This window comes from Rathayibacter sp. AY1C7, assembly GCF_002931865.1.
Classification (GTDB): Bacteria; Actinomycetota; Actinomycetes; order Actinomycetales; family Microbacteriaceae; genus Rathayibacter.
Map to the genome: position 1 here is coordinate 202095 of NZ_PSWB01000001.1, position 20755 is coordinate 222849.

A 20755-nucleotide genomic window follows, 5' to 3' on the forward strand; every position below is an offset into this window, starting at 1 on the left:
TCGTACGGGTCAGTCCGTGAGAACGGCCGCCGCCGCGCGAGCCTCGTAGACCACGAGGTCGAGGTCGTCGCCGGTGGCGTTCACGTGCCCGACCTTGCGGCCCGGTCGCGGCTCCTTGCCGTAGTTGTGCACCTTCACACCCGGGTGATCGGCGAGCACCCGCGGATAGCGGTCGGTCAGCGACTCCCCCACCGGGCCGCCGAGCACGTTGACCATCACGGTCCACGGATCGCGGCAGCCCGTCGCGCCGAGCGGCAGGTCGAGGACCGCGCGCAGGTGCTGCTCGAACTGCGACGTGGTCGATCCGTCCATCGTCCAGTGGCCGCTGTTGTGCGGGCGCATGGCCAGCTCGTTGACCAGGATCCGGTCGTCCGTCGTCTCGAACAGCTCGACGGCCAGGACGCCGGTGACCCCGAGGCTGTCGGCGATCGTCTGCGCGATCTCGGCCGCGGCTGATGCGAGCCGGCCGGCGGACGCGGGGGCCGGAGCGATCACCTCGGCGCAGACGCCGTCGCGCTGCACCGACTCCACCACCGGCCAGAGGATGCTCTCGCCGGAGGGACGCCGGGCGACGAGCTGCGCGAGCTCGCGGCGGAAGCCCACCAGCTCCTCGACCAGGAGCGAGCCGCCCCGGCCGTCCTCGGCGAGGGCGGTGAACCAGTCGTCCGCCTCGTGGGCGCCGCGCACCACGCGAACGCCCTTGCCGTCGTAGCCGCCGCGCGCGGTCTTCACCACGGCGCTGCCGCCGTGCTCGGCCAGGAACGCCCCCAGCTCCTCGGCGGAGGAGACCTCGGCCCACTCGGGCACGGGCACGCCGAGCTCGGTCAGGCGGCGCCGCATCATCAGCTTGTCCTGGGCGAACAGCAGGGCGTCGGGGCCGGGGTGCACGGCGACGCCGCGGGCGACGAGCTCGCGGAGGATCGGCTGGGGAACGTGCTCGTGGTCGAACGTCACCACGTCCACGGTCTCGGCGAAGGCGAGCACGGTGGCCTCGTCGCGGTGGTCGCCGACCCGTGTCGCGGCGAGCCCCGCCGGGGCGCCCTCGCTCTCGGCGAGCACGGCGATCTCGATGCCGAGCTCCACCGCCGCGGGGATCATCATCCGAGCGAGCTGGCCGCCCCCGATCACGCCGACGCGCATGGCGCTCCTCCGTCTCCGCCCGCTGGCGCGGGGCGGCTCCATGCTACCGAGGCCCGGCGCGCTCACGCGGGCGGCGGCCACTCCTGCTCGAGAGCGGGAGCCGCGCCGATCGCCTCCCGCAGCAGGTCGGCCGTGAGCTCCGGATCCGGCAGGTCCCGCAGCACGAACACCTCGGCTCCCGCCTGCAGGATCCGGACGTCGCCGCACCGGGCGAGGCGCTGGCCGAGGGAGCGCTCGACCGCGACCTCCATCCTCCGATCGAAGACCACCTCGGCCCGCCGGATCGACGCCACGCCCCGGCGCGCGCTGAGGCCGGAGGCGGTGACGCGGTAACGCACGCTCGCCCAGCCCGCGATCCCGGGAGCGCAGAGGAGAAGCACCAGAAGTGCGGTGCCGAGCCCGATGATCCAGCGCTGCAGGGCGAGCTCGAACTGCGCGGCGAAGTAGAAGCCCGTCCAGGTGAGCAGGAGGAGGCCGACGACCGGTGCGACCGCCCGGCGGGCGCGCGGGGTCAGCCGCGCCAGCTCGCGGTCGGCGGGGTCGGTCCTGGCCATCAGGAGCGCAGGTGCGTGACGTCGCCGGCCGGGAACGAGCGCAGCGCACCGCCCTGCTCGAGCAGGAGCGAGCCGTCCGGGGCGAGTGCGGCGGCGGTCCCCTCCTCCTGCGTGCCGTCGGGCAGCTCGAGCCGGACGCGCGTTCCGAGGGTGCCGCAGGAGGCGCGGACGGCGGCGGCCGCTCCGGAGGCCTCGGGGTCGCCCTGGGCGAGCAGCGGAGCCAGCAGGCCCTGGAACCCGGTCAGGAACGCGGCGAGCACCTCGTCGGCGCTCGTCGTCCGCGCTCCGGCGAGGGCGAGCGAGGTGGCGGTCGGGACCGGCAGCTCCGCCTCCGTCAGCAGCAGGTTCACGCCGGTGCCGACGACGACCCGTCCGTCCGGCAGTCGCTCGGCGAGGATCCCCGCGACCTTCCGGCCGTCGATCAGGACGTCGTTGGGCCACTTGACGGCGACGTCCCCGTCGACGAGGGGTGCGAGGGCCCGGGCGAGAGCGGCGCCGGCCACGAGCGGCAGCCAGCCGGAGGCCTCGGCGCCGAGGGCGGAGGCGTCGACCAGAGTCGAGGCCGCGAGCGTGCGGCCCGCGGGCGCCTGCCAGACGCGCCCCAGCCGGCCGCGCCCGGCTCGCTGGTCGCCGGTGGCGACGACGGAGAGGTGCGGCCACGCGGCGGGGTCGGCGGCCGCCCGCTCGCGGAGCTCGTCGTTCGTCGACCCCGCCGACTCGAGCGCGAGGACGCGGGGGGAGACGGCGGAGGAGAGCGGGAGGAGCATGCCGCCACGGTAGCGGCGGCTCCCGCGAGGCCGCTCCGAGCGCCGCGCGCGACGGCCCGCCCTTGTCCGGATCCTCCCGTCGGGAGCGGCCCTCCCTGTGCGAGTGCGACAAGAGGAGGCGTCCGCCCCGCCGGTAGGGTGAGCGGGTGACCGCGAACACCGAACGTCCCGCGCCCGATCTGTACACGACCGCGGGGAAGATCGCGGACCTCAGGAACCGCTACCACGAGGCCGTCACGGCCAGTGGCGAGGCGGCGATCGAGAAGCAGCACGCCAAGGGCAAGATGACCGCACGGGAGCGGATCGACACCCTCCTCGACCCGGGCTCGTTCGTCGAGCTGGACGAGTTCGTGCGCCACCGCACCCACGCCTTCGGCATGGAGAAGAAGCGCCCCTACGGCGACGCCGTCGTCACCGGGACCGGCACCATCCACGGCCGCCAGGTCGCCGTGTACTCGCAGGACTTCACGATCTTCGGCGGCTCGCTCGGCGAGGTGGCCGGCGAGAAGATCATCAAGGTGATGGACCTCGCCCTGAAGACCGGCGTCCCGATCATCGGCATCCTCGACTCCGGCGGAGCACGGATCCAGGAGGGCGTGGTCGCCCTCGGCAAGTACGGCGAGATCTTCCGCCGCAACACCGCGGCGAGCGGCGTGATCCCCCAGATCTCGATCATCTGCGGCCCTGCCGCGGGAGGCGCGGTCTACTCCCCCGCCCTGACCGACTTCGTGATCATGGTCGACAAGACCAGCCAGATGTTCGTCACCGGGCCCGACGTGATCAAGACCGTCACCGGCGAGGACGTCGGCATGGAGGAGCTCGGCGGCGCGCTGACCCACAACAAGATCTCGGGCGTCTCGCACTACCTCGCGAGCGACGAGAACGACGCGCTCGACTACGCGCGGACGCTCCTCTCCTTCCTCCCGGACAACAACCTGTCGCCTGTCCCCGTCTTCGAGACCGAGGTCGACCTCGAGACGACCGACGCGGACCGCTTCCTCGACACGGTCATCCCGGACAGCCCGAACCAGCCGTACGACATGCGCGCCGTCATCGAGCACATCGTCGACGAGGGCGACTTCCTCGAGGTGCAGCCGCTGTTCGCGCCGAACATCGTGATCGGCTTCGGCCGCGTCGAGGGCCGCTCCGTCGGCATCATCGCGAACCAGCCGAGCGCCATGGCGGGCACGCTGAACATCGAGGCGGGCGAGAAGGCGTCCCGCTTCGTCCGCTTCTGCGACGCGTTCTCGCTGCCGATCCTGACCCTGGTCGACGTCCCGGGCTACCTGCCCGGCACCGACCAGGAGTGGACCGGCGTCATCCGCCGCGGCGCGAAGCTGCTCTACGCCTACGCCGAGGCGACCGTGCCGCTGGTCACGGTCATCCTGCGCAAGGCGTACGGCGGCGCGTACATCGTGATGGGGTCCAAGCAGCTGGGAGCCGACATCAACCTCGCGTGGCCGACCGCCGAGATCGCCGTCATGGGCGGCCAGGGCGCGGTGAACATCCTCTACCGCAACGAGATCCGCAAGGCGGAGGAGGCCGGCGAGGACGTCGCAGCTGTCCGGACGCGCCTGGCGAACGAGTACACCTACAACGTCGCGAGCCCGTTCCTCGCGGCCGAGCGCGGCGAGCTCGACGGCGTGATCGAGCCCTCGGCGACGCGTGTCTCCGTCATCAAGGCGCTGCGTGCGCTGCGCACCAAGCGCGCCAACCTGCCCGCGAAGAAGCACGGCAACATCCCGCTCTGACCCGGCTCGCTCGGACGCCGCGGCAGGAGACGGGAGACCGTCCGTGCCGCGGCGTTCCGCTGCGCCCACCTCCTCACGGGGCGGAGGGGCGGAACGATCAGTCGGAGGAGCCGGGGCCGGTCCGTCGGGCAGCGGACTCCGCGGGAGCATCGGGCCGCACGACGGGAGCGGCCGGCTCCGCGGCCGGAGCACCCGGCTCCCCTGTCGCGGAATCGGGCTCCGCTTCCCGGGCATCCGCCCTCGCAGCCGGAGCACCCGCCTTCACCGCAGGACCACCCGCCTTCACCCCAGGACCGTCCGGCTCGGCAGTCGGAGCACCCGCCTTCGCCGCAGGAGCGCCTGCCCTGGCGGCCGGAGCATCCGGCTTCGCCGCGGACGCCTCGGACGGCTTCTCCTCCGGCTTCGCCCCGACCACCCGCGCGAACGCCAGCGCCTGCGCGGCGGAGAGGTCGGGCAGATAGGCGCGACCCAGCGCGGCTCCGATCCGGGGCAGCTGCAGCGCGTCGGGGTAGGTCATCCAGAGGCCCGCGTAGCGCGGGTGGAACTTGGCCTTGAAGCGGAACAGCGACGTGAAGCCGTAGGCCGGCTCGAGCGTCCGCGAGAGGAACTCGAGCAGGCGCGAGAGGACCGTCGGCTCCGGAGGCTCCTCCCCCTCCTCGACCGGTGCGGTGGCGAGCGGTGCGCCCGAGAGCGAGAGGAACTCGGCGCCCTCCTCCTTGACGCGCAGCGCCGCGGAGGCGATGAGGAACTCCATGATGCCGGGCATCGAGTCGTCGGAGCGGCGCATGAAGTCGAGGGTCCAGCCGACCACGCGCCCCTCCCGGTGCACGGGCAGCCAGCTCGTCACCCCCTGCAGCACGCCGTCCGGTCCGACCGCGAGCAGGAGGGCGACGTCGGGATCGCGGACCTCGTCGATCCCACCGAGGGTGAAGCCCATCTCGGGCAGCGCCTTCTCGGCGACCCAGCGCTCCGACAGGTCGACGATCTGGTTGGCCATGCCGAGGGAGAGCTCGGGCCAGCTGGTCCACTGCGCCTCGATGCCCAGCTTGATGCCGCGCGTGAGCGGGTAGCGCACCTTCTGCCACCGCTTGCCGGTGAGCTCGAAGGAGGAGAGCTCGATGATCGTCTCCTCGCCGACCGAGAGGCGCGACCAGCCGAGCCGGTCGAAGACGGGGAGCAGCTCGTCGTGGATGCTGTAGAACACGGGCGTCCAGCTGCGCTCGTCGCAGAACCGCACGAACTCGGCCACGACATCCTTCCGCCGCTCGGGAGCGCAGGCGGGGTCGGAGAGAGTGATCGCCACGCCGCCGATCACCCGGTAGGCGACTCCGCCGGTCCCGTCGGCCGAGATCCAGTGCGCGTTGCCCTCCCAGGTCCCCTGGTGGCCGAGGCTGCCGGCGCCGTGCAGGGACAGGAGCACGCGGTACCGCGCCTCGTCGCCGCGGTTCCGCTGCACGTCGGTGGCCCGGAGCAGAGCGACCACCGCCACGACGACCACGAGCCAGAACACCGGGCCGACCCACTCGAAGACGATCCGCGCAACGGGCTCCCGCGGCACGGCGAGCAGTCCGGCGCCGCCGAGGAAGCTCACCGGGACGAAGCGCAGCAGCCCGTCCAGGAGGAGCCTCCCGAGGCCCAGGAGCGGCTCGAAGCTCGTGCGCACGCCGGCCGAGAGCGCCAGATAGCCGCCGAGGGACACGACGAAGGCGATGGCGACGACCCGCGTCCAGAGCCTCGCAGCGGCACGGGGCGCGCGGATGCGGAAGTGCCTCCTCCCGATCACGAGCATCGCCACGACGGCCAGCGGCACCAGCACCGTCGTCGCCACCCAGAGCAGGTACTCGGCGTAGTACAGGAACTCGGGGTGACGGGCGGCGCGCTGGAGGGAGAAGACCTCCAGGATCGCGATCGCGATGTTCACCCCGACCGCCAGCAGCAGGCCCAGGCGGCGCCCGGAGCGCAGGCCGTAGGCGGCGACGAGCAGGAGGAGGAGCGGGACGAACGTCAGCAGGATCGGCCCGGGGGCGACCAGGCTCAGCTTCACGTGGTGCGCGCAGTGCCGGAGGGCGCGGCTGCACGGGTCCTCGAGGTCCGTCGTCCCCGTGAAGGCGCTCTGCAGCAGTCGGCCGAGGAACGAGAACGGACCGTAACCCGAGTCCGAGAGGACGGCGACGAGCGGACCGATCGCGGTGACGACGACGACCGCCGCCAGCAGCCCCCGGGACTCGCGGTGCGAGCTCGGCGCCGGACGCTGCGGACGCAGCCCCGCCGCTCCCCGCGCGAGCACCGCGCCGAGCACGAGCCCCGCGCCGCCCGCGAGGAGCCGGTACGCGTCGGCGGAGTCGCCCGCGTAGAGAACGAACATCAGCACGACGGCGAAGACGGTCACCCGGAGCCGGCGACGCCACAGAGCGCCCATGAAGGCGGTCGAGGCGATGAGGGCGCCGACCGCGCCGATCAGCGGGTCGAAGGTGTGGTCGCTGACGGTGTCGCCCGCCCACCACTCCCCGACGAGAGCGCCGATCGACTGCACGGAGGACCCGACGACGATCCCGACGGCGCCGGTCACGAGGAAGGCGAGGAGGGTGCGGGCCGAGCCGAGGCGGCGCTCCGCGGCGAGGAGCATCGGGAGCACCAGCACGACGTCCAGGAGCAGCTGCAGCGGGTCCGCCGCGATCAGGAGGGCGGTCACCGCCGTCCACGGACGGCCGTCGAAGGTCGTCATCGGGCCCGCCGCCCACCAGGCCGTCGTCTCGGCTCCCGCGGGGGCGACGAGCGTCCCCGTGATCGCGCTCGCGGCCAGGAGGACCAGGACGACCGAGACGGCCGCAGGCGACCTCCGGACCAGCAGACGCAGGGGGCGCAGCGCCGCGGCACCGCTCCTCGGGAACCACGTCGGCATGCGGGGACGCTCCTGTTCGCAACGGACGGACGACGCTCCGGCGGCATCCGGCGTCAGCATAGCCATGCCCCGCCGACCGGCGCCGTGAACGGCATGCGATAGCGTCACGGGATGACCGCCTCCGACTCCGCACCCGCCGTCGTCATCTCCACCCCCGGCCTCGACGCCGCCGAGATCGCCGCCGTCACGGCCGTCGTCACCGCACTGACCTCTCGCACCGAGGCCGAGCCGGAGACCCCGCAGGAGCTCAGCGGGGGCTGGAACGACCGCGCCGCGGCGGTCCGCGGGCCGCTGCGGCCGGCACCGGGAGCGTGGCGCTCCTTCTCCGGCTGAGCGGACTCGCAGACGCAGCCCGTCGGGGAACGAGCGATCCGCGACGCGGAACGTGAAATTTGTCCCCCGATTAGTCCCCTAAAGTGCTGACTATGCGCCTCCTGGCGGAGCGAGCACACTAGTGGACGTACGGTGCTCCTCCTTCGGAAGGGGCACCGCCAATCACTCGCCGACCAGGGTAAGCAGGCGGGTGTGTTGGGGGCGAGTGAGGGTAATATTCGGGTTGTTACCCTCACTCGGGGTTTAACGGCGGGCCGGGCCCCCTCTTCGGAGGAGTGGACGGCCCGCCGCACTCCGTTAACGGGCTCTTCTCATCCCGTGCCGTGCGCTCGACGGGCACTGCTCACGACGGCTCTGCTCACGCTCGTGCCGCGCCGACGATCGGTCCGCTCCGAGAGTTCGGGCGCGCCGAGACCTGAGCCGTGCTGAGAGCCGGAGCGTCCCGCCCGCGGCACCGATCCGACATCCGCACGCCCTCCGGGCCGGGTCGCCACCGGTCACTGCGCATGGGGACGGCCGCGCCGTCCCGAGCGCGCTCCGCCGCTCAGACGTCCCGTCCGCCGACGCCGTCGCGCCGGATCTCGACCCAGGCGTCGACCTCGTCCCCCGCGTCGTCGGAGCCGAGGGCGCCCGCGCTGCCGTCGCCGGCCGTCCGCAGGCCCACGACCGTGACGGCTGACGCCGAGTCGGCCGACGCGGTGCGCACCACCACGCGGTCGACCTCCTCGCGGATCCCGCTCAGAGCCTGGGCGAGCTCCCCCAGCACCCGTCGGCTCTCGCCCTCGGAGGTGCGGTCGAGGCCGCCGTCGTCGAGCACCGAGACGGTCACCCCCCGCCGCCGCGCGTCGAGCACGAGACGCCGCACCTCGTCGTCCAGCAGCCGCCGGCCGCGGATCTCGTCGCGCACGGCCGCCTCGAGCAGCCGGCACTCGCGCCGCTCCTCGTCGGTGAGGCCCGGTCCCGGCTCGGCGATGCGCAGCAGCATGTCGGCGGCGAGGGCGCGGGTCTGCTCCAGCCGGACCTCGCGCTCCGTGAGGTGCGCCTCCTCCGCGGCCCGCCACGACGCGGCCGCGCGCTCGGCCGCCTCGAGCACGCGCGCCTCGGAGCCCGCGCGCCCGAGCTCGACGATGAGCAGCTGCGCGATCGCGACCCAGGCGATCCCCCCGACGACGCCGAGAGTGGCCAGCGCGGCCGGGCCGGCCCAGAACACGGTGTGCACGATCAGGAAGCCGACGCCGACCCAGGCGCAGGCCGCGCGCCGGCGGGCGCACACGATCGTCATGAGGGTGCCGACCGCGGCGATGTACCAGGTGGAGTAGCCGTTGGAGGCACCCGGATCGAGCGAGGGCGCGACCAGCAGCGGCAGAGCGACGGCGACCGCGGTCATCCCGACCGCGACGGGCAGGGCGAGCCGGGTCGTCGCTCCCGGCCAGAGGGCGACGACGGTCGCCGCGACGTACAGCGCGACCGCGACGAGGTCGGCCGGCGTGGCCGGGGAGATGCGGAAGGAGAAGAAGGCGAGCACCACGTGGTACAGCGAGAAGCCGGCGCCGAGCGCCTGGAGCAGGGGGCGCGGGTAGGCGATCACGGCCCTCCTCCCGCGTCCGCCCGCCAGGAGAGGACGACACGGGTGCCCTCGCCCGGAGTCGAGTCGACCCGCGCCGATCCCCGCGCGTTGTGCACCCGCTCGAGGATGGAGAGCCGGATGCCCAGCCGCTCGCGCGGGACGTCGGCGAGCCGGAAGCCGCGGCCGTCGTCCTCCACCACGACCTCCACCGCGCCGTCGCCCAGCAGCCCGTGCACGGCGCGGTGGACGCTGCCGCTCGGACCCGCGTGCTGAACGCTGTTGGCGAGCGCCTGCCAGACCGCGCCGAGCAGCGCCTCGGCCACCGGGCGCGGCAGCGTCGTCGCGCGCGGATCCACTCCGTCGGCCGTCGCGACTGCGATCTCGGTCCCGAAGGTGGACGCCGCGTGGGCGAGCTGGCGTTGCAGGAGCTCGAGCGGGACCAGCCCCTCGGGCGGCTCCGGCTCGTGGTCGGGCAGCAGCACGGCGAGGGTGCGCTGCGCCATCGAGGAGACCAGCGCACGCTCGGCCGGCGACTCGGCGGAGGCGGCGGAGAGCAGCGTCGCGAGCACGTTGTCGTGCACCAGGGCGTCGACCTCGACCCGCTCCACCTCGCCGGCGTGCTGGCGCATCGCCGCCTCGTACTGCTCCATGGCCGTCGTCTGCGCGCGATCGATCTGGTCGGCCGACTGCCGGAGCACGGTGATCAGCACCAGCATCACGAAGCCGACGATGCCCACGTAGGCGGCGTCGAGGATCGCGCGGGTCGGCTCCGCCCCGCCGCCGGAGGGGAGGACGCGCAGCAGCCCGAACAGCACGGTCGTCACCGACACGTACGCGATCGCGATCCGGAGGGGAGCCGCGATCGTGCAGAAGGCGGTGCCGATGGTCAGCAGATACCAGATCCACGGGGTCTCGCGGTCCGCGCCCCCGGTGGCGACGGCGGCCGGCCAGGTCAGGAGGGCGACGAGGACGCCGACCGCGACCAGGAAGGCCGTGATCCGCGTGCCCCGCCGCAGCACGGCGGTGACCACGGCGGCGGTGAGCGATCCGAAGACCAGCACCAGCACCGGCCAGGCCACCTCGGGGCGCAGCAGGGGCAGCTGGGCGAGGATCGGCGGGACGGTCTGCACACCGAAGCCGAAGCCGAAGAACGACACGACCGTGCTGATGATCCGGTCGATCCGCTCGCGCCCGGCGTTGCGGCGGGCGATCGGCGCCTCAGCGCCCGCCATCGCCGTCGTCCGGGTCGATGCCCGGCAGGATGCCGTCCTCCACCGCGCGCCTCAGCAGATCGACCTTCGTCGGGGCGGGACGGCCGATCTCGACGTACTTGTCGCGGATCCGGTCGAGGTACTCCTTCGCCGTCGACACCGAGATCTGCAGCCGATCGGCCACCAGCTTCAGCGGCAGCCCCGAGGCGTAGAGGTGCAGGACGTCGCGCTCGCGACGGCCGAGCACGGCCCGCGCGAAGTCGTCGTCGGCGTCGATGGCCGAGGCCCACTCCAGATTGTTGAGCACCTCGCCGCGGGCGACCGTGCGGATGGCGGCGACGACCGTCGACATGGGCGAGGACTTCGGGATGACGCCGGCCGCTCCCGCGGCGAGCGCCTCCCGCACGGCCACGACGCGGTCCGCGATGCTGTGGACGAGGACGGCGGAGCCGCGCACCTGCCCCCACTTGACGTTGCTGGTGATGCTCGAGCCGTCGTTCAGGGACAGGTCGAGGACGAGCACCTCGATCTCGGCGCCGCCGATCGTGCTCTCGAGGGCCTGGACGGTCTCGGCGGCGGCGACCACCTGCATTCCCGCGCTCTCGACGGCGGCGGCCACGCCCAGGCGCACCGACTCGTGGTCGTCCACGATCGCCACGCGCACGCGCGGGGCCTCGGCTGCGTCGACGTGGGGCTTCATCCCGCCCATGGTACGCAGACGCGGGCCCGCGGTCAGTCCTCTCGGCGGACCAGTCGCGCAACGGCCTCCACGTGGGAGGTGTGCGGGAAGAGGTCGAAGCCCTCGAGGCGCTCCAGCTCGTAGCCCGCCCCGGTCAGGGCGCCCACGTCGCGGGCGAGCGCGACCGGGTCGCAGGCGACGTAGACGAGCTGCGCCGGCCGCAGCTCCGCCAGAGCGTCGGTGACCGCTCGGCCGGCGCCCGAGCGCGGCGGGTCGAGGACCACGGTCGCCGCGCGCCACCGCGCCCGCTCGCGCGCATCGGCCTGGGCGACGACGTCGCGGAGGTAGCGGTCGACGCGGGCGGTCACCGCGCGGGCGCCGACCTGGTCGGCCAGGTTCTCGAGCGCGTGCTCGGTGGCGCGGGAGTCGCTCTCGACGCTTGTCACGCGCACTCCGGCGCCGAGGCGGTCGGCCAGCGCCGCGGCGAGCAGGCCCACCCCGCCGTAGAGGTCGTGGTTGGCGGCCGACGGGTCCGCCGCATCCGCGTCGACGGCGGCCTGCACGGCCTCGAAGAGCGCGGCGGCGGCTCCGCGGTGCACCTGCCAGAAGCCGGTGCGGTCGACCCGGAAGGTGCGGTCGGCGACGAACTCGCTCACCACCGTGCGGTCGCGGCGGGCGCGCTTGTCGGAGGGGTCGTGCACGAGCACCGCGGCCCCCTCGGACCCGGCCGCGTCGACGAGGTCGACCACCGAGCCGGGAGCGAGGCGCTCGCCGAGCGGTGCGGCCAGGGAGGAGTCGGCGGTCGCGAGGGGCAGCGACTCCACGGTGACGACGTGGTGGCTGCGTGCCGCGTAGGGGCCGACCCGTCCGTCGTCGTCGACGTGGAGGCGGTTCCGCGTGCGCCAGCCGAGGCCGCCGGACGCGTCGTCCCCGCCGATCGGCGAGACCTCCACCTCGACCTCGCGACGGGCGAAGCGGGAGAAGGAGTCGACGAGCACGAGGCGCTTCAGCTCGCGCTGGTAGGCCAGGTCGGCGTGGCCGAGCTCGGCGCCGCCGACGCGCTCCCCCGGGCGGCGGTCGAGGGCGGCCTCGGGCCAGACGTGCTCCACCCGGTGCTCGGACGCCTCGAGCACCTCGAGCGCCTCGGCACGCCAGAAGCTGTCGTGCCGGACCTCGCTGATCCGCGCCCGCACGCGCTCGCCGGGGAGGACGTCCGGGACGAAGACGACGCGGCCCTCGTGCCGGGCGACGAACACGCCGCCGTGGGCGACGTTGCTAATGTCGAGCTCGATCTCGGTCCCGAGTGCGTCGTCGGCCCCGTCGGGGCGGGCGGATGCTCGGGACGGGGTCTGTGCCATCCGTCGAGCATCCCACAGCGTGGGCCCGGCCGCAGGGAGCCCTCGTGCGCCTCTACCTCGCCTCCACCTCCCCCGCGCGCCTCGCGCTGCTGCGGGCCTCCGGGATCGAGCCCGTCGTCGTCCCCTCCGAGGTGGACGAGCCCGCGGCCGTCGCCCGGGCCGAGCAGGAGCGGGGCGCGGCGCTGGACGCGGACGCCACCGTCTCGCTGCTCGCCCGCGCCAAGGCGCACGCCGTCCTGCGCCCGGACATCGACGGTCTGGTGCTCGGCGGCGACTCCGCGTTCGTCCTCGACGGGGTCGTCCACGGCAAGCCGCACGAGCCGGAGCGGGCCCGGGAGCGCTGGCGCGCCCAGCGCGGTCGCACCGGCCGCCTCCACTCCGGCCACTGGCTCGTCGACCACCGCGGCGGGAGGATCGTCGCCGAGGCCGGAGCGGTCACCTCCGCCGCCGTCACGTTCGCCGACGACATCGACGACGCCGAGATCGACGCCTACGTCGCCACCGGCGAGCCCCTCGAGGTGGCCGGCGCCTTCACCATCGACGGCCGCGGCGCCGGCTTCATCACCGCGATCGAGGGCGACCCCTCGACGGTGATCGGGATGTCGGTGCCGACCCTCCGCACTCTGGTGCGGAGCCTCGGCGTCGACTGGACCGCGCTCTGGAACCGCTGAGGCCCGTCCCGCCCTTGTGAGGAACCGACGAAGGCCCTCCGCTTCTTTGTGGTGAGCCGCGCCGGGCCGGGCGGAGCCGCCCCCTAGGGTTGGGGACCATGCCGAAGATTACGAAGGTGCTCGTCGCCAACCGGGGCGAGATCGCCGTCCGAGTCATCCGCGCCGCCCGCGACAGCGGGATCGCCTCCGTGGCCGTCTACGCCGACCAGGACCGCGACGCCGTGCACAGCCGCCTCGCCGACGAGGCCTACGCCCTCGGCGGGACGACCAGCGCCGAGACCTACCTCGTCATCGACAAGCTGCTCTCGGTGGCGCGCCGCTCCGGTGCCGACGCCGTGCACCCCGGCTACGGCTTCCTCGCCGAGAACGCCGACTTCGCCCGCGCCGTCATCGACGCCGGCCTGATCTGGATCGGCCCCGGCCCCGAGGCCATCGAGCGCCTCGGCGACAAGGTCTCGGCCCGCCACGTCGCCGAGAAGGTCGGCGCGCCGCTCGCCCCGGGAACCCTCAACCCCGTCTCCGGCGCCGCCGAGGTGCTCGAGTTCGTGGACCAGTACGGCCTCCCCGTCGCGATCAAGGCGGCCTTCGGCGGCGGCGGTCGCGGCCTCAAGGTCGCCCGCGAGCGCGACGAGGTCGAGGAGCTGTTCGCCTCGGCCACGCGCGAGGCCGTCGCCGCCTTCGGCCGCGGCGAGTGCTTCGTCGAGAAGTACCTCGACCAGCCGCGCCACGTCGAGACCCAGTGCCTGGCCGACGCGCACGGCAACGTCGTCGTGGTCTCCACCCGCGACTGCTCCCTCCAGCGCCGCCACCAGAAGCTCGTCGAGGAGGCGCCCGCGCCGTTCCTGACGGATGCGCAGAACACCGAGCTCTACCGCGCCTCGAAGGCGATCCTGCAGGAGGTCGGCTACCTCGGCGCCGGGACCTGCGAGTTCCTGATCGGCAAGGACGGCACGGTGTCCTTCCTCGAGGTGAACACCCGCCTCCAGGTCGAGCACCCCGTGTCGGAGGAGATCACCGGCATCGACCTCGTGCGCGAGCAGTTCCGCCTCGCCGAGGGCGGCGTGCTCGACTACGACGACCCGGCGCCCCGCGGCCACTCCTTCGAGTTCCGCATCAACGGCGAGGACGCGGGCCGCGGCTTCCTCCCCGCTCCGGGCCCGGTGCACGTCTTCAAGGCCCCCGGCGGACCCGGCGTCCGCGTCGACTCCGGCGTCGTCGCCGGCGACGTGATCTCCGGCTCCTTCGACTCGCTCCTCGCGAAGCTGATCGTCACCGGCGACAGCCGCGAGCAGGCGCTGGAGCGCTCGCGCCGCGCCCTCGCCGAGTTCGAGGTCACCGGACTGCCGACCGTCCTCCCCTTCCACCGCGCGATCGTCGAGGACCCGGCCTTCGCCCCCGAGGGCGGCGCGCCCTTCACGATCTACACCCGCTGGATCGAGACCGAGTTCGAGAACACGATCCCGGCCTGGAGCGGCGAGCCCGGAGCGACCGACGAGCCGGCGGCCCGCCGGAACGTGGTCGTCGAGGTCGACGGGCGCCGCGTCGAGGTCACTCTCCCCGGCGACCTGGTCGGCTCGGGACCCGCCCGCGGGGCCGCTGCCGCCTCCCCGAAGCGCCGCGGCTCCTCCTCCGTCAGCACCGTCACGGGCGACTCCGTCGCCTCGCCCATGCAGGCCACCATCGTCAAGGTCGCCGTCGCCGAGGGCGACACGGTCGTCACCGGCGACCTGGTCGTCGTCCTCGAGGCGATGAAGATGGAGCAGCCGCTCACCGCCCACAAGGACGGCGTCGTGAAGGGCCTCGACGCGACGGCCGGAGCGACCGTCCCCGCGGGACACGTGCTCCTCCAGATCGTCTGAGCCCGTTCCGGGCCGCTCCCCGCGCGGCCCGGCGCGGTCGGCTCCTCGACGTGAGGGGTACCGCCGAGCGGGTCGTGTCGCGCTGCCGTCAATCGCTTCGCACGCGATTCCCGGTCGTGCGCTCTGCCGATGAAGGGCCGCACCCCGCGCGGCCCGGCGGAGTGGCGCGTCAGGTGACGATGTGCATGGCGCGCGCGGCGTCCGAGATCGAGCCGGTGAGGCTCGGGTAGACGGTGAAGGCCCGCGCGACCTGGTCGACGGTCAGGCGGTGCTCCACGGCGAGGGCGAGCGGGAAGATCAGCTCGCTCGCCTTCGGAGCGACGATGACGCCTCCGATGACGGTGCCGGAGCCGGTGCGCGCGAACAGCTTGACGAAGCCGTCGCGGATGCCCATCATCTTCGCCCGCGGGTTCGCGGCGAGCGGGAGCTTGTAGATCTCGCCCTGCGCGATGCCCTCCTCGATCTCGCGCTGGCTCCACCCGACGGTCGCGATCTCGGGCTGCGTGAAGATGTTCGCCGCGACGTTGCGCACCTCGGTCGGGTTCACGGCGTCGCCCATGGCGTGGAACACGCCGGTGCGGCCCTGCATGGCGGCGACGGAGGCGAGCGGGAGGAACGTGGTGCAGTCCCCGGCCGCGTAGATCGAGGGGACGCTGGTGCGGGCGACGCGGTTGACGCGGATGTGCCCCGACTCCGTCAGCTGCACCCCCGCGTCCTCGAGGCCGATGCCCGCCGTGTTCGGCACGGAGCCGACGGCCATCAGGCAGTGCGAGCCCTCGACGACACGTCCGTCCGAGAGCACGGCCTGCACGCCCTTCTCGGTCCGCTCGACGCGGTCGGCGCGCGACTTCGAGAGCACGACCATGCCGTTGCGCTTGAAGACGTTCTCGATCACGGCGGCCGCGTCGGCGTCCTCGCCGGGCAGCACCTGGTCGCGGGAGGAGATGAGGGTCACGCGGGCGCCGAGCGCACGGTAGGCGGAGGCGAACTCCGCGCCGGTCACGCCGGAGCCCACCACGATCAGGTGCTCGGGGACGGACTTGAGGTTGTAGAGCTGGGTCCAGCTGAGGATGCGCTCGCCGTCGGGAGCCGCGGTCGGGAGCACGCGCGGGCTGGCGCCCACCGAGACCACGATCGTGTCCGCCTCGATGCGGTCGAAGTCCATGCCCTCGCCGCCGGCCGCCGTGGCGACGATCAAGGCGTTCGAGCCGTCCAGGCGCCCGTCCCCCTGGACGATGCGCACGCCGTGGTGCACCAGGTTCGCGCGCATGTCCTCGGACTGCTGGCGCGCGAGCCCGAGCAGGCGCTTGTTCACCGTCGCCAGGTTGACCGCCACGTCCGGGCGCACCGGCTTGTTCTGCTCCGAGCGGGTGAAGAACTGCACGCCCAGGTCGGCGGCCTCGCCGATGGCGTTGGTGGCCTCCGCCGTCGCGATGAGCGACTTCGACGGGACGACGTCGGTGATGACGGCCGAGCCGCCCACTCCGACCCGCTCGACCAGGGTGACCTCAGCGCCGAGCTGCGCTCCCGCGATGGCGGCTTCGTAGCCGCCCGGCCCCCCTCCGAGTACAGCGATCCTCTGCGCGCGCTCGAACTCGTAAGCCATGCTTCCCATTGTCCTCTCTCACTGAGTGTTCGCCCAATCGCGGGGTGTCGGATCAGCCGCGGGAGTCGCCCTCCGCCGCCGCGCAGCCCGTCGGTAGGGTGGGAGGATGTCCGACCAGACCCTGCACCCGCTCGACGCCCCCGACGCCGATCCCTTCGAGATCGCGGCCCGCGCGGCCGCTCAGATCGCCGAGGCGACAGGGGTCGAGAAGCACGACATCGCCCTCACCCTCGGCAGCGGCTGGGGCAAGGCCGCCGACGCGATCGGCGAGACGACCGCGACGGTGGAGGCCACCGAGATCCTCGGCTTCTCCAAGCCGGCCGTGCACGGGCACGGCGGCACCCTGCGCTCCGTCCTGCTCCCCACCGGCAGGCGCGCGCTGATCATCGGCGCCCGCACCCACTACTACGAGGGCTACGGCGTGCGCCGAGTCGCGCACAGCGTCCGCACCGCCGCCGCGACGGGCGCGACGGTGATGATCCTCACCAACGGCGCGGGCGGCATCAAGGAGCACTGGACGCCCGGGACCCCCGTGCTGATCAGCGACCACATCAACCTCACCGCCGACTCGCCGCTCGAGGGCGCGACCTTCGTCGACCTCACCGACCTCTACTCCTCGCGCCTGCGCGACCTCGCCCGGGGGACGCGTCCTGAGCTGGACGAGGGCGTGTACGTGCAGTTCCGCGGGCCGCACTACGAGAGCCCGGCCGAGGTGCAGATGGCGAGGATCATCGGCGGCCACATCGTCGGCATGTCGACCGCCCTCGAGGCCATCGCCGCGCGCGAGGCGGGCATGGAGGTGCTGGGCATGTCGCTCATCACGAACCTCGCCGCCGGCATCCAGAAGACCCCCCTCAGCCACGAGGAGGTGCTCGAGGCCGGCCGCGACGCCGAGGACGACCTCGCCCGCCTGCTCGCCGGGATCACGGGCGCCCTGTGAGCGCCGACGTCCGGGAGCTCGCCGAGGCCTGGCTCGCCCAGGACCCCGACCCGGAGACGCGGGAGGAGCTGGTCGGCCTGCTGACCGCCTCCGACTCGGGCGACGCCTCCGCCCGCGCCGAGCTCGAGGACCGCTTCGGCGCCCGCCTGGCGTTCGGCACCGCGGGCCTGCGCGGCGCCATCGCGGCGGGATCCAACCGGATGAACCGCGTGCTGGTCTCGCAGGCCGCCGTCGGCCTCGCCGACTTCCTGCTGGCGCAGGGCGTCCAGCGGCCCGTGGTCGTGATCGGCTACGACGGCCGGAAGAACTCGCGCGTCTTCGCCGAGGACTCCGCCGCGCTGATGGCGGGCGCCGGCGTGGACGCGGTGCTGCTCCCCCGGCTCCTGCCCACCCCCGTACTGGCCTTCGCCGTGCGCCACCTCGGCGCCGACGCCGGAGTGATGGTCACGGCGAGCCACAACCCGCCGCAGGACAACGGCTACAAGGTGTACCTCGGCGGCGCCGACGAGGGCTCGCAGATCGTGCCGCCGGTCGACTCCGACATCGCCGAGCGGATCCTCGCGGTCGCGCGGGACCGGCGCGTTCCGGAGCTGCCGCGCGGCGAGTACCGGCTCGCGGACGAGTCCGTGGTCGCCGCCTACATCGAGGCGACGGCCGCCGTCGGCCGCCAGTCCGCTCCGCTGCGCATCGTCTACACGGCGATGCACGGGGTCGGCTGGGAGACGGCGCACCGGGTGCTCTCCGCGGCGGGATTCGACGAGCCGGCCGTCGTGGTCGAGCAGATCGAGCCCGACGCGGCGTTCCCCACGGTCGCGTTCCCCAACCCGGAGGAGGCGGGCGCCCTCGACCTCGCTTTCTCGACCGCGCGCTCCGGTCGCGCGCAGCTGATCGTGGCCAACGACCCGGACGCCGACCGCTTCGCCGCCGCCGTGCCCGACGCCTCCGCCCCGGAGGGCTTCCGGCGCCTCACCGGCAACGAGGTCGGAGCGCTGCTCGGCTGGCGCGCCGCCGAGCAGGCCCGCCGCGAGGGCCGCACCGGAGGAGCGCTCGCCTGCTCGATCGTGTCCTCCCCCGCCCTCGGTGCCGTGGCGGCCGACTACGGCCTCGACTTCGCCGAGACGCTCACGGGCTTCAAGTGGATCTCGCGCGTCCCCGACCTCGTCTTCGGCTACGAGGAGGCGCTCGGCTACCTGGTGAACCCCGGGACGGTCCGTGACAAGGACGGCGTCTCGGCCGCGCTCGCCTTCCTCTCCCTCGCGAGCGCGCTCGCCGCCGAGGAGCGCACGATCGACGACGAGCTGGAGTCGTTCGCCGAGCGGTTCGGGCTCTTCGGATCGGAGCAGATCTCGCTCCGCGTCACCGACCTCTCCGAGATCGGCCGGATCATGGCCGGACTGCGCGCGACGCCTCCGACCGCGATCGGCGGGCTCGCCGTCGAGCGGAGCGAGGACCTGCTCGCCGAGGGCGGCGCGCTGCCCCCGACCGACGCGCTCCGCTTCTCCCTGGACGGTGCCCGTCTCATCGCGCGCCCGAGCGGCACGGAGCCGAAGGTCAAGCTCTACCTCGACGCCTGGTCGCACGACTCCGACGCCGACGCCCGCCGGTCGGCCGTCTCGTCCCGCCTCGCCGCCCTGCGCACCGGCGCCGCAGAGCTCCTCGCGTAGGTCCCCCTCCGGTCAGCGGGGCGCGCGGACACCGATCCGCTCGCCTCGCTTCCAGAGCCACTCCACCGGACCGAGCTCGAACCGGCGCAGCCACAGGTGCGCCGCGAGCACGACGACCGCCGCGATGAGCAGGAGCGCTCCGACAGTCACCGGGACGCGCCACTGCGCGGCGGTCACCGCCAGCCCGAGTCCCCAGCCGTAGAAGAGGGCGCCGCCGAGCAGGTTCTGCAGGAGGTAGGCGCTCAGGGCGACCCGGCCGACCTCCTGCGCCCGGCGTGCCGCCCAGCCCTCGGCGCCCCGACGGAGGCAGGCCTCGGCGAGGGCCGCGAGCAGGCCGAGCCCGACCAGGGGCGCGACGAGGTAGCGCTCGGCGAGCAGACCGGCGGCGCTCCCCCCGATGCCCAGCGCGAGGTCGACGGGGAGGGCGAGGGCGCCGAGGACCATCAGGCGACGGCGGAGTGACGCGCCCTCGGCGGCGAGGACCCCCGCCCGATGGAGGCGCGCGCCGAGGAGGAACATCGCGAGGCTGAGGAGCCCGATGAGCACCGGCTCCGCACGGAAGACGCCCGCGTTCTGCAGCCGGAAGAGGGCGAGGCCGAGGAACGACGCGTCCGCGTAGGGGCTCCGGCCGGTCGGCCCCTGTCCGGCACCGTCCGGGCTCGCCGCCACGAGCGCCACGAGCGCCGAGATCAGGACGACGTGCAGAGCGCCGCAGACGAGGATCACGCGGCGCTGCGTCGTCGGCCGGGTGAGCAGCAGCCAGGCGACGACCGCTCCGGTGACGGCGTATCCCATGAGGACGTCGAACTCCGCGATCAGCACGTAGTTGACCGCGCCGTCCAGGAGGAGGAGCGTCGCGCGCCAGGGGTAGCGGCCCGGCCAGCGCGTCCCGCGCCGGACCGCGGACGCGTGCTGGATCGCGAGGCCCACCCCGAAGGCGAGGGAGAGGAGGGCGAGGAACTTGCCCTGCGCCAGCGCCATCAGCAGGAGCTGCGCAGTCCCGGCGGAGGAGGAGGTCTCCGGCGTCACCGGGACGGAGAGCAGTCCGAGCATCCCCCAGGGGTGGGAGAAGATCCAGATGTTCGTGCCGAGGGTCCCGATGATCGCGACACCGCGGACGACGTCCAAGGTCGCGATGCGGCGGCCGGCTCCGGCACGGGGCGGCAATACGGTCGTATTGGTCATGTCCGAGAGCGTAGCCTGCTCGAGCAGTCGAACGAGAGGGACGCCATGCCGGATCGGCGCGAGAGCAGGAGCGACATCCTCTCGGCGGTCGTCGCCGTCCTCTCGACCCGCGGGGCGGAGCACCTCAGCATCCGTACCGTCGCGGCCGAGGCCGGCGTCTCAGTGGGGGCCGTCCAGCACCACTTCCCGACGAAGCAGGCGCTGCTGGCCGGCGCGATGGCCCGGGTCGAGGAGCGCTTCCGCGAGCGGATGCGGAGCCGCCTGGAGGCCGAACCCTCGGCCGAGGTGCGGCTGCGCGTCTTCTGCGACGAGATCGCGTGCGTCGCGGACGAGGACGTCCCCGACGCGATCGTGTGGACCGCCTTCGCCGCCCGCGCCGGCACCGATCCGGAGATCCGCGCGATCCACACCGCCGGCTGGTCGCGCACGGAGGACGTCGTCCTGGAGCTGCTGCGCGCCGCGCATCCCGCGGCGTCGTTCGGCGCCGACGACGCCGCGCTTCTCCTCGCGGTCCTCGACGGCATCGCGGTCTCCCGAGCGGCCGAGCGGCCCGCCCGCCTCTCCCCCG

Annotated in this window: 17 protein-coding genes; 7 read left to right on the forward strand and 10 right to left on the reverse strand. The window is 73.7% G+C overall.

Translation table 11 applies throughout. The features are described 5' to 3' along the window. Nucleotides 1-9: 9 nt before the first annotated feature. The 3 genes from C5C69_RS00875 to C5C69_RS00885 form a co-directional block, all read right to left on the reverse strand. The gene (locus tag C5C69_RS00875) at nucleotides 10-1140 is read right to left on the reverse strand and encodes a 5-(carboxyamino)imidazole ribonucleotide synthase (RefSeq protein ID WP_104232823.1); all 1131 of its coding nucleotides are present in this window, start codon (nucleotides 1138-1140) and stop codon (nucleotides 10-12) included. A gap of 62 nt (nucleotides 1141-1202) precedes the next feature. Next, nucleotides 1203-1694 (reverse strand): PH domain-containing protein, encoded by a 492-nt coding sequence (locus C5C69_RS00880; RefSeq protein WP_104232824.1) that lies wholly within the window; start codon nucleotides 1692-1694, stop codon nucleotides 1203-1205. After that, nucleotides 1694-2461, reverse strand: a complete 768-nt coding sequence (locus tag C5C69_RS00885) for a biotin--[acetyl-CoA-carboxylase] ligase (RefSeq protein ID WP_104232825.1) — start codon at nucleotides 2459-2461, stop codon at nucleotides 1694-1696. The genes C5C69_RS00880 and C5C69_RS00885 overlap by 1 nt, the downstream gene beginning before the upstream one ends. Nucleotides 2462-2607: 146 nt before the next feature. Here C5C69_RS00885 and C5C69_RS00890 point away from each other — a divergent pair, with 146 nt between their 5' ends. Then, the gene (locus C5C69_RS00890) at nucleotides 2608-4212 is read left to right on the forward strand and encodes an acyl-CoA carboxylase subunit beta (RefSeq protein ID WP_104223164.1); all 1605 of its coding nucleotides are present in this window, start codon (nucleotides 2608-2610) and stop codon (nucleotides 4210-4212) included. Between the two features lie 97 nt (nucleotides 4213-4309). Here the strand turns inward: C5C69_RS00890 and C5C69_RS00895 are convergent, their stop codons facing one another. After that, nucleotides 4310-7114 carry a DUF2156 domain-containing protein gene (locus C5C69_RS00895; RefSeq protein ID WP_181067741.1) on the reverse strand — a complete coding sequence of 935 codons (2805 nt, stop codon included), beginning with the start codon at nucleotides 7112-7114 and terminating at the stop codon, nucleotides 4310-4312. Nucleotides 7115-7225: 111 nt separating this feature from the next. Between C5C69_RS00895 and C5C69_RS00900 the strand changes: the two genes are divergently transcribed. After that, on the forward strand, nucleotides 7226-7447 hold the full coding sequence (locus C5C69_RS00900) for an acyl-CoA carboxylase subunit epsilon (RefSeq protein ID WP_104223166.1): 222 nt from the start codon (nucleotides 7226-7228) through the stop codon (nucleotides 7445-7447). Between the two features lie 544 nt (nucleotides 7448-7991). Here C5C69_RS00900 and C5C69_RS00905 read toward each other — a convergent pair. The 4 genes from C5C69_RS00905 to C5C69_RS00920 are packed head-to-tail and all read right to left on the reverse strand — an operon-like array spanning nucleotide 7992 to nucleotide 12262. Next, complete coding sequence (locus tag C5C69_RS00905) at nucleotides 7992-9035, reverse strand: hypothetical protein (protein WP_104225461.1); 1044 nt, start codon at nucleotides 9033-9035, stop codon at nucleotides 7992-7994. Then, on the reverse strand, nucleotides 9032-10246 hold the full coding sequence (locus C5C69_RS00910) for a sensor histidine kinase (RefSeq protein ID WP_104232828.1): 1215 nt from the start codon (nucleotides 10244-10246) through the stop codon (nucleotides 9032-9034). Before C5C69_RS00910 ends, C5C69_RS00905 begins: the two co-directional genes overlap by 4 nt. Then, nucleotides 10233-10934, reverse strand: a complete 702-nt coding sequence (locus tag C5C69_RS00915) for a response regulator transcription factor (protein ID WP_104232829.1) — start codon at nucleotides 10932-10934, stop codon at nucleotides 10233-10235. Before C5C69_RS00915 ends, C5C69_RS00910 begins: the two co-directional genes overlap by 14 nt. Before the next feature lie 23 nt (nucleotides 10935-10957). Next, nucleotides 10958-12262 carry a class I SAM-dependent RNA methyltransferase gene (locus C5C69_RS00920; protein WP_146080877.1) on the reverse strand — a complete coding sequence of 435 codons (1305 nt, stop codon included), beginning with the start codon at nucleotides 12260-12262 and terminating at the stop codon, nucleotides 10958-10960. A gap of 44 nt (nucleotides 12263-12306) precedes the next feature. On the opposite strand from C5C69_RS00920, the gene C5C69_RS00925 reads away from it, so the two are divergent. After that, on the forward strand, nucleotides 12307-12933 hold the full coding sequence (locus C5C69_RS00925) for a nucleoside triphosphate pyrophosphatase (protein ID WP_181027094.1): 627 nt from the start codon (nucleotides 12307-12309) through the stop codon (nucleotides 12931-12933). A 98-nt stretch (nucleotides 12934-13031) separates the two neighbouring features. Next, on the forward strand, nucleotides 13032-14792 hold the full coding sequence (locus C5C69_RS00930; protein WP_104223170.1) for a biotin carboxylase N-terminal domain-containing protein: 1761 nt from the start codon (nucleotides 13032-13034) through the stop codon (nucleotides 14790-14792). Between the two features lie 169 nt (nucleotides 14793-14961). On the opposite strand, the gene C5C69_RS00935 is transcribed toward C5C69_RS00930, so the two are convergent. Next, the gene (locus C5C69_RS00935) at nucleotides 14962-16398 is read right to left on the reverse strand and encodes an NAD(P)H-quinone dehydrogenase (protein WP_104232830.1); all 1437 of its coding nucleotides are present in this window, start codon (nucleotides 16396-16398) and stop codon (nucleotides 14962-14964) included. Between the two features lie 106 nt (nucleotides 16399-16504). Here C5C69_RS00935 and C5C69_RS00940 point away from each other — a divergent pair, with 106 nt between their 5' ends. Then, nucleotides 16505-17338, forward strand: coding sequence for a purine-nucleoside phosphorylase (locus C5C69_RS00940; RefSeq protein WP_104232831.1), 834 nt, complete (start codon nucleotides 16505-16507; stop codon nucleotides 17336-17338). Further along, nucleotides 17335-19002, forward strand: coding sequence for a phospho-sugar mutase (locus C5C69_RS00945; protein WP_104232832.1), 1668 nt, complete (start codon nucleotides 17335-17337; stop codon nucleotides 19000-19002). The genes C5C69_RS00940 and C5C69_RS00945 overlap by 4 nt, the downstream gene beginning before the upstream one ends. 12 nt (nucleotides 19003-19014) lie before the next feature. Here the strand turns inward: C5C69_RS00945 and C5C69_RS00950 are convergent, their stop codons facing one another. Next, nucleotides 19015-20187, reverse strand: coding sequence for a DUF418 domain-containing protein (locus tag C5C69_RS00950; protein ID WP_104232833.1), 1173 nt, complete (start codon nucleotides 20185-20187; stop codon nucleotides 19015-19017). Between the two features lie 45 nt (nucleotides 20188-20232). Between C5C69_RS00950 and C5C69_RS00955 the strand changes: the two genes are divergently transcribed. After that, the coding region (locus C5C69_RS00955) for a TetR/AcrR family transcriptional regulator (protein ID WP_104257100.1) at nucleotides 20233-20755 on the forward strand (523 nt) is incomplete at its 3' end.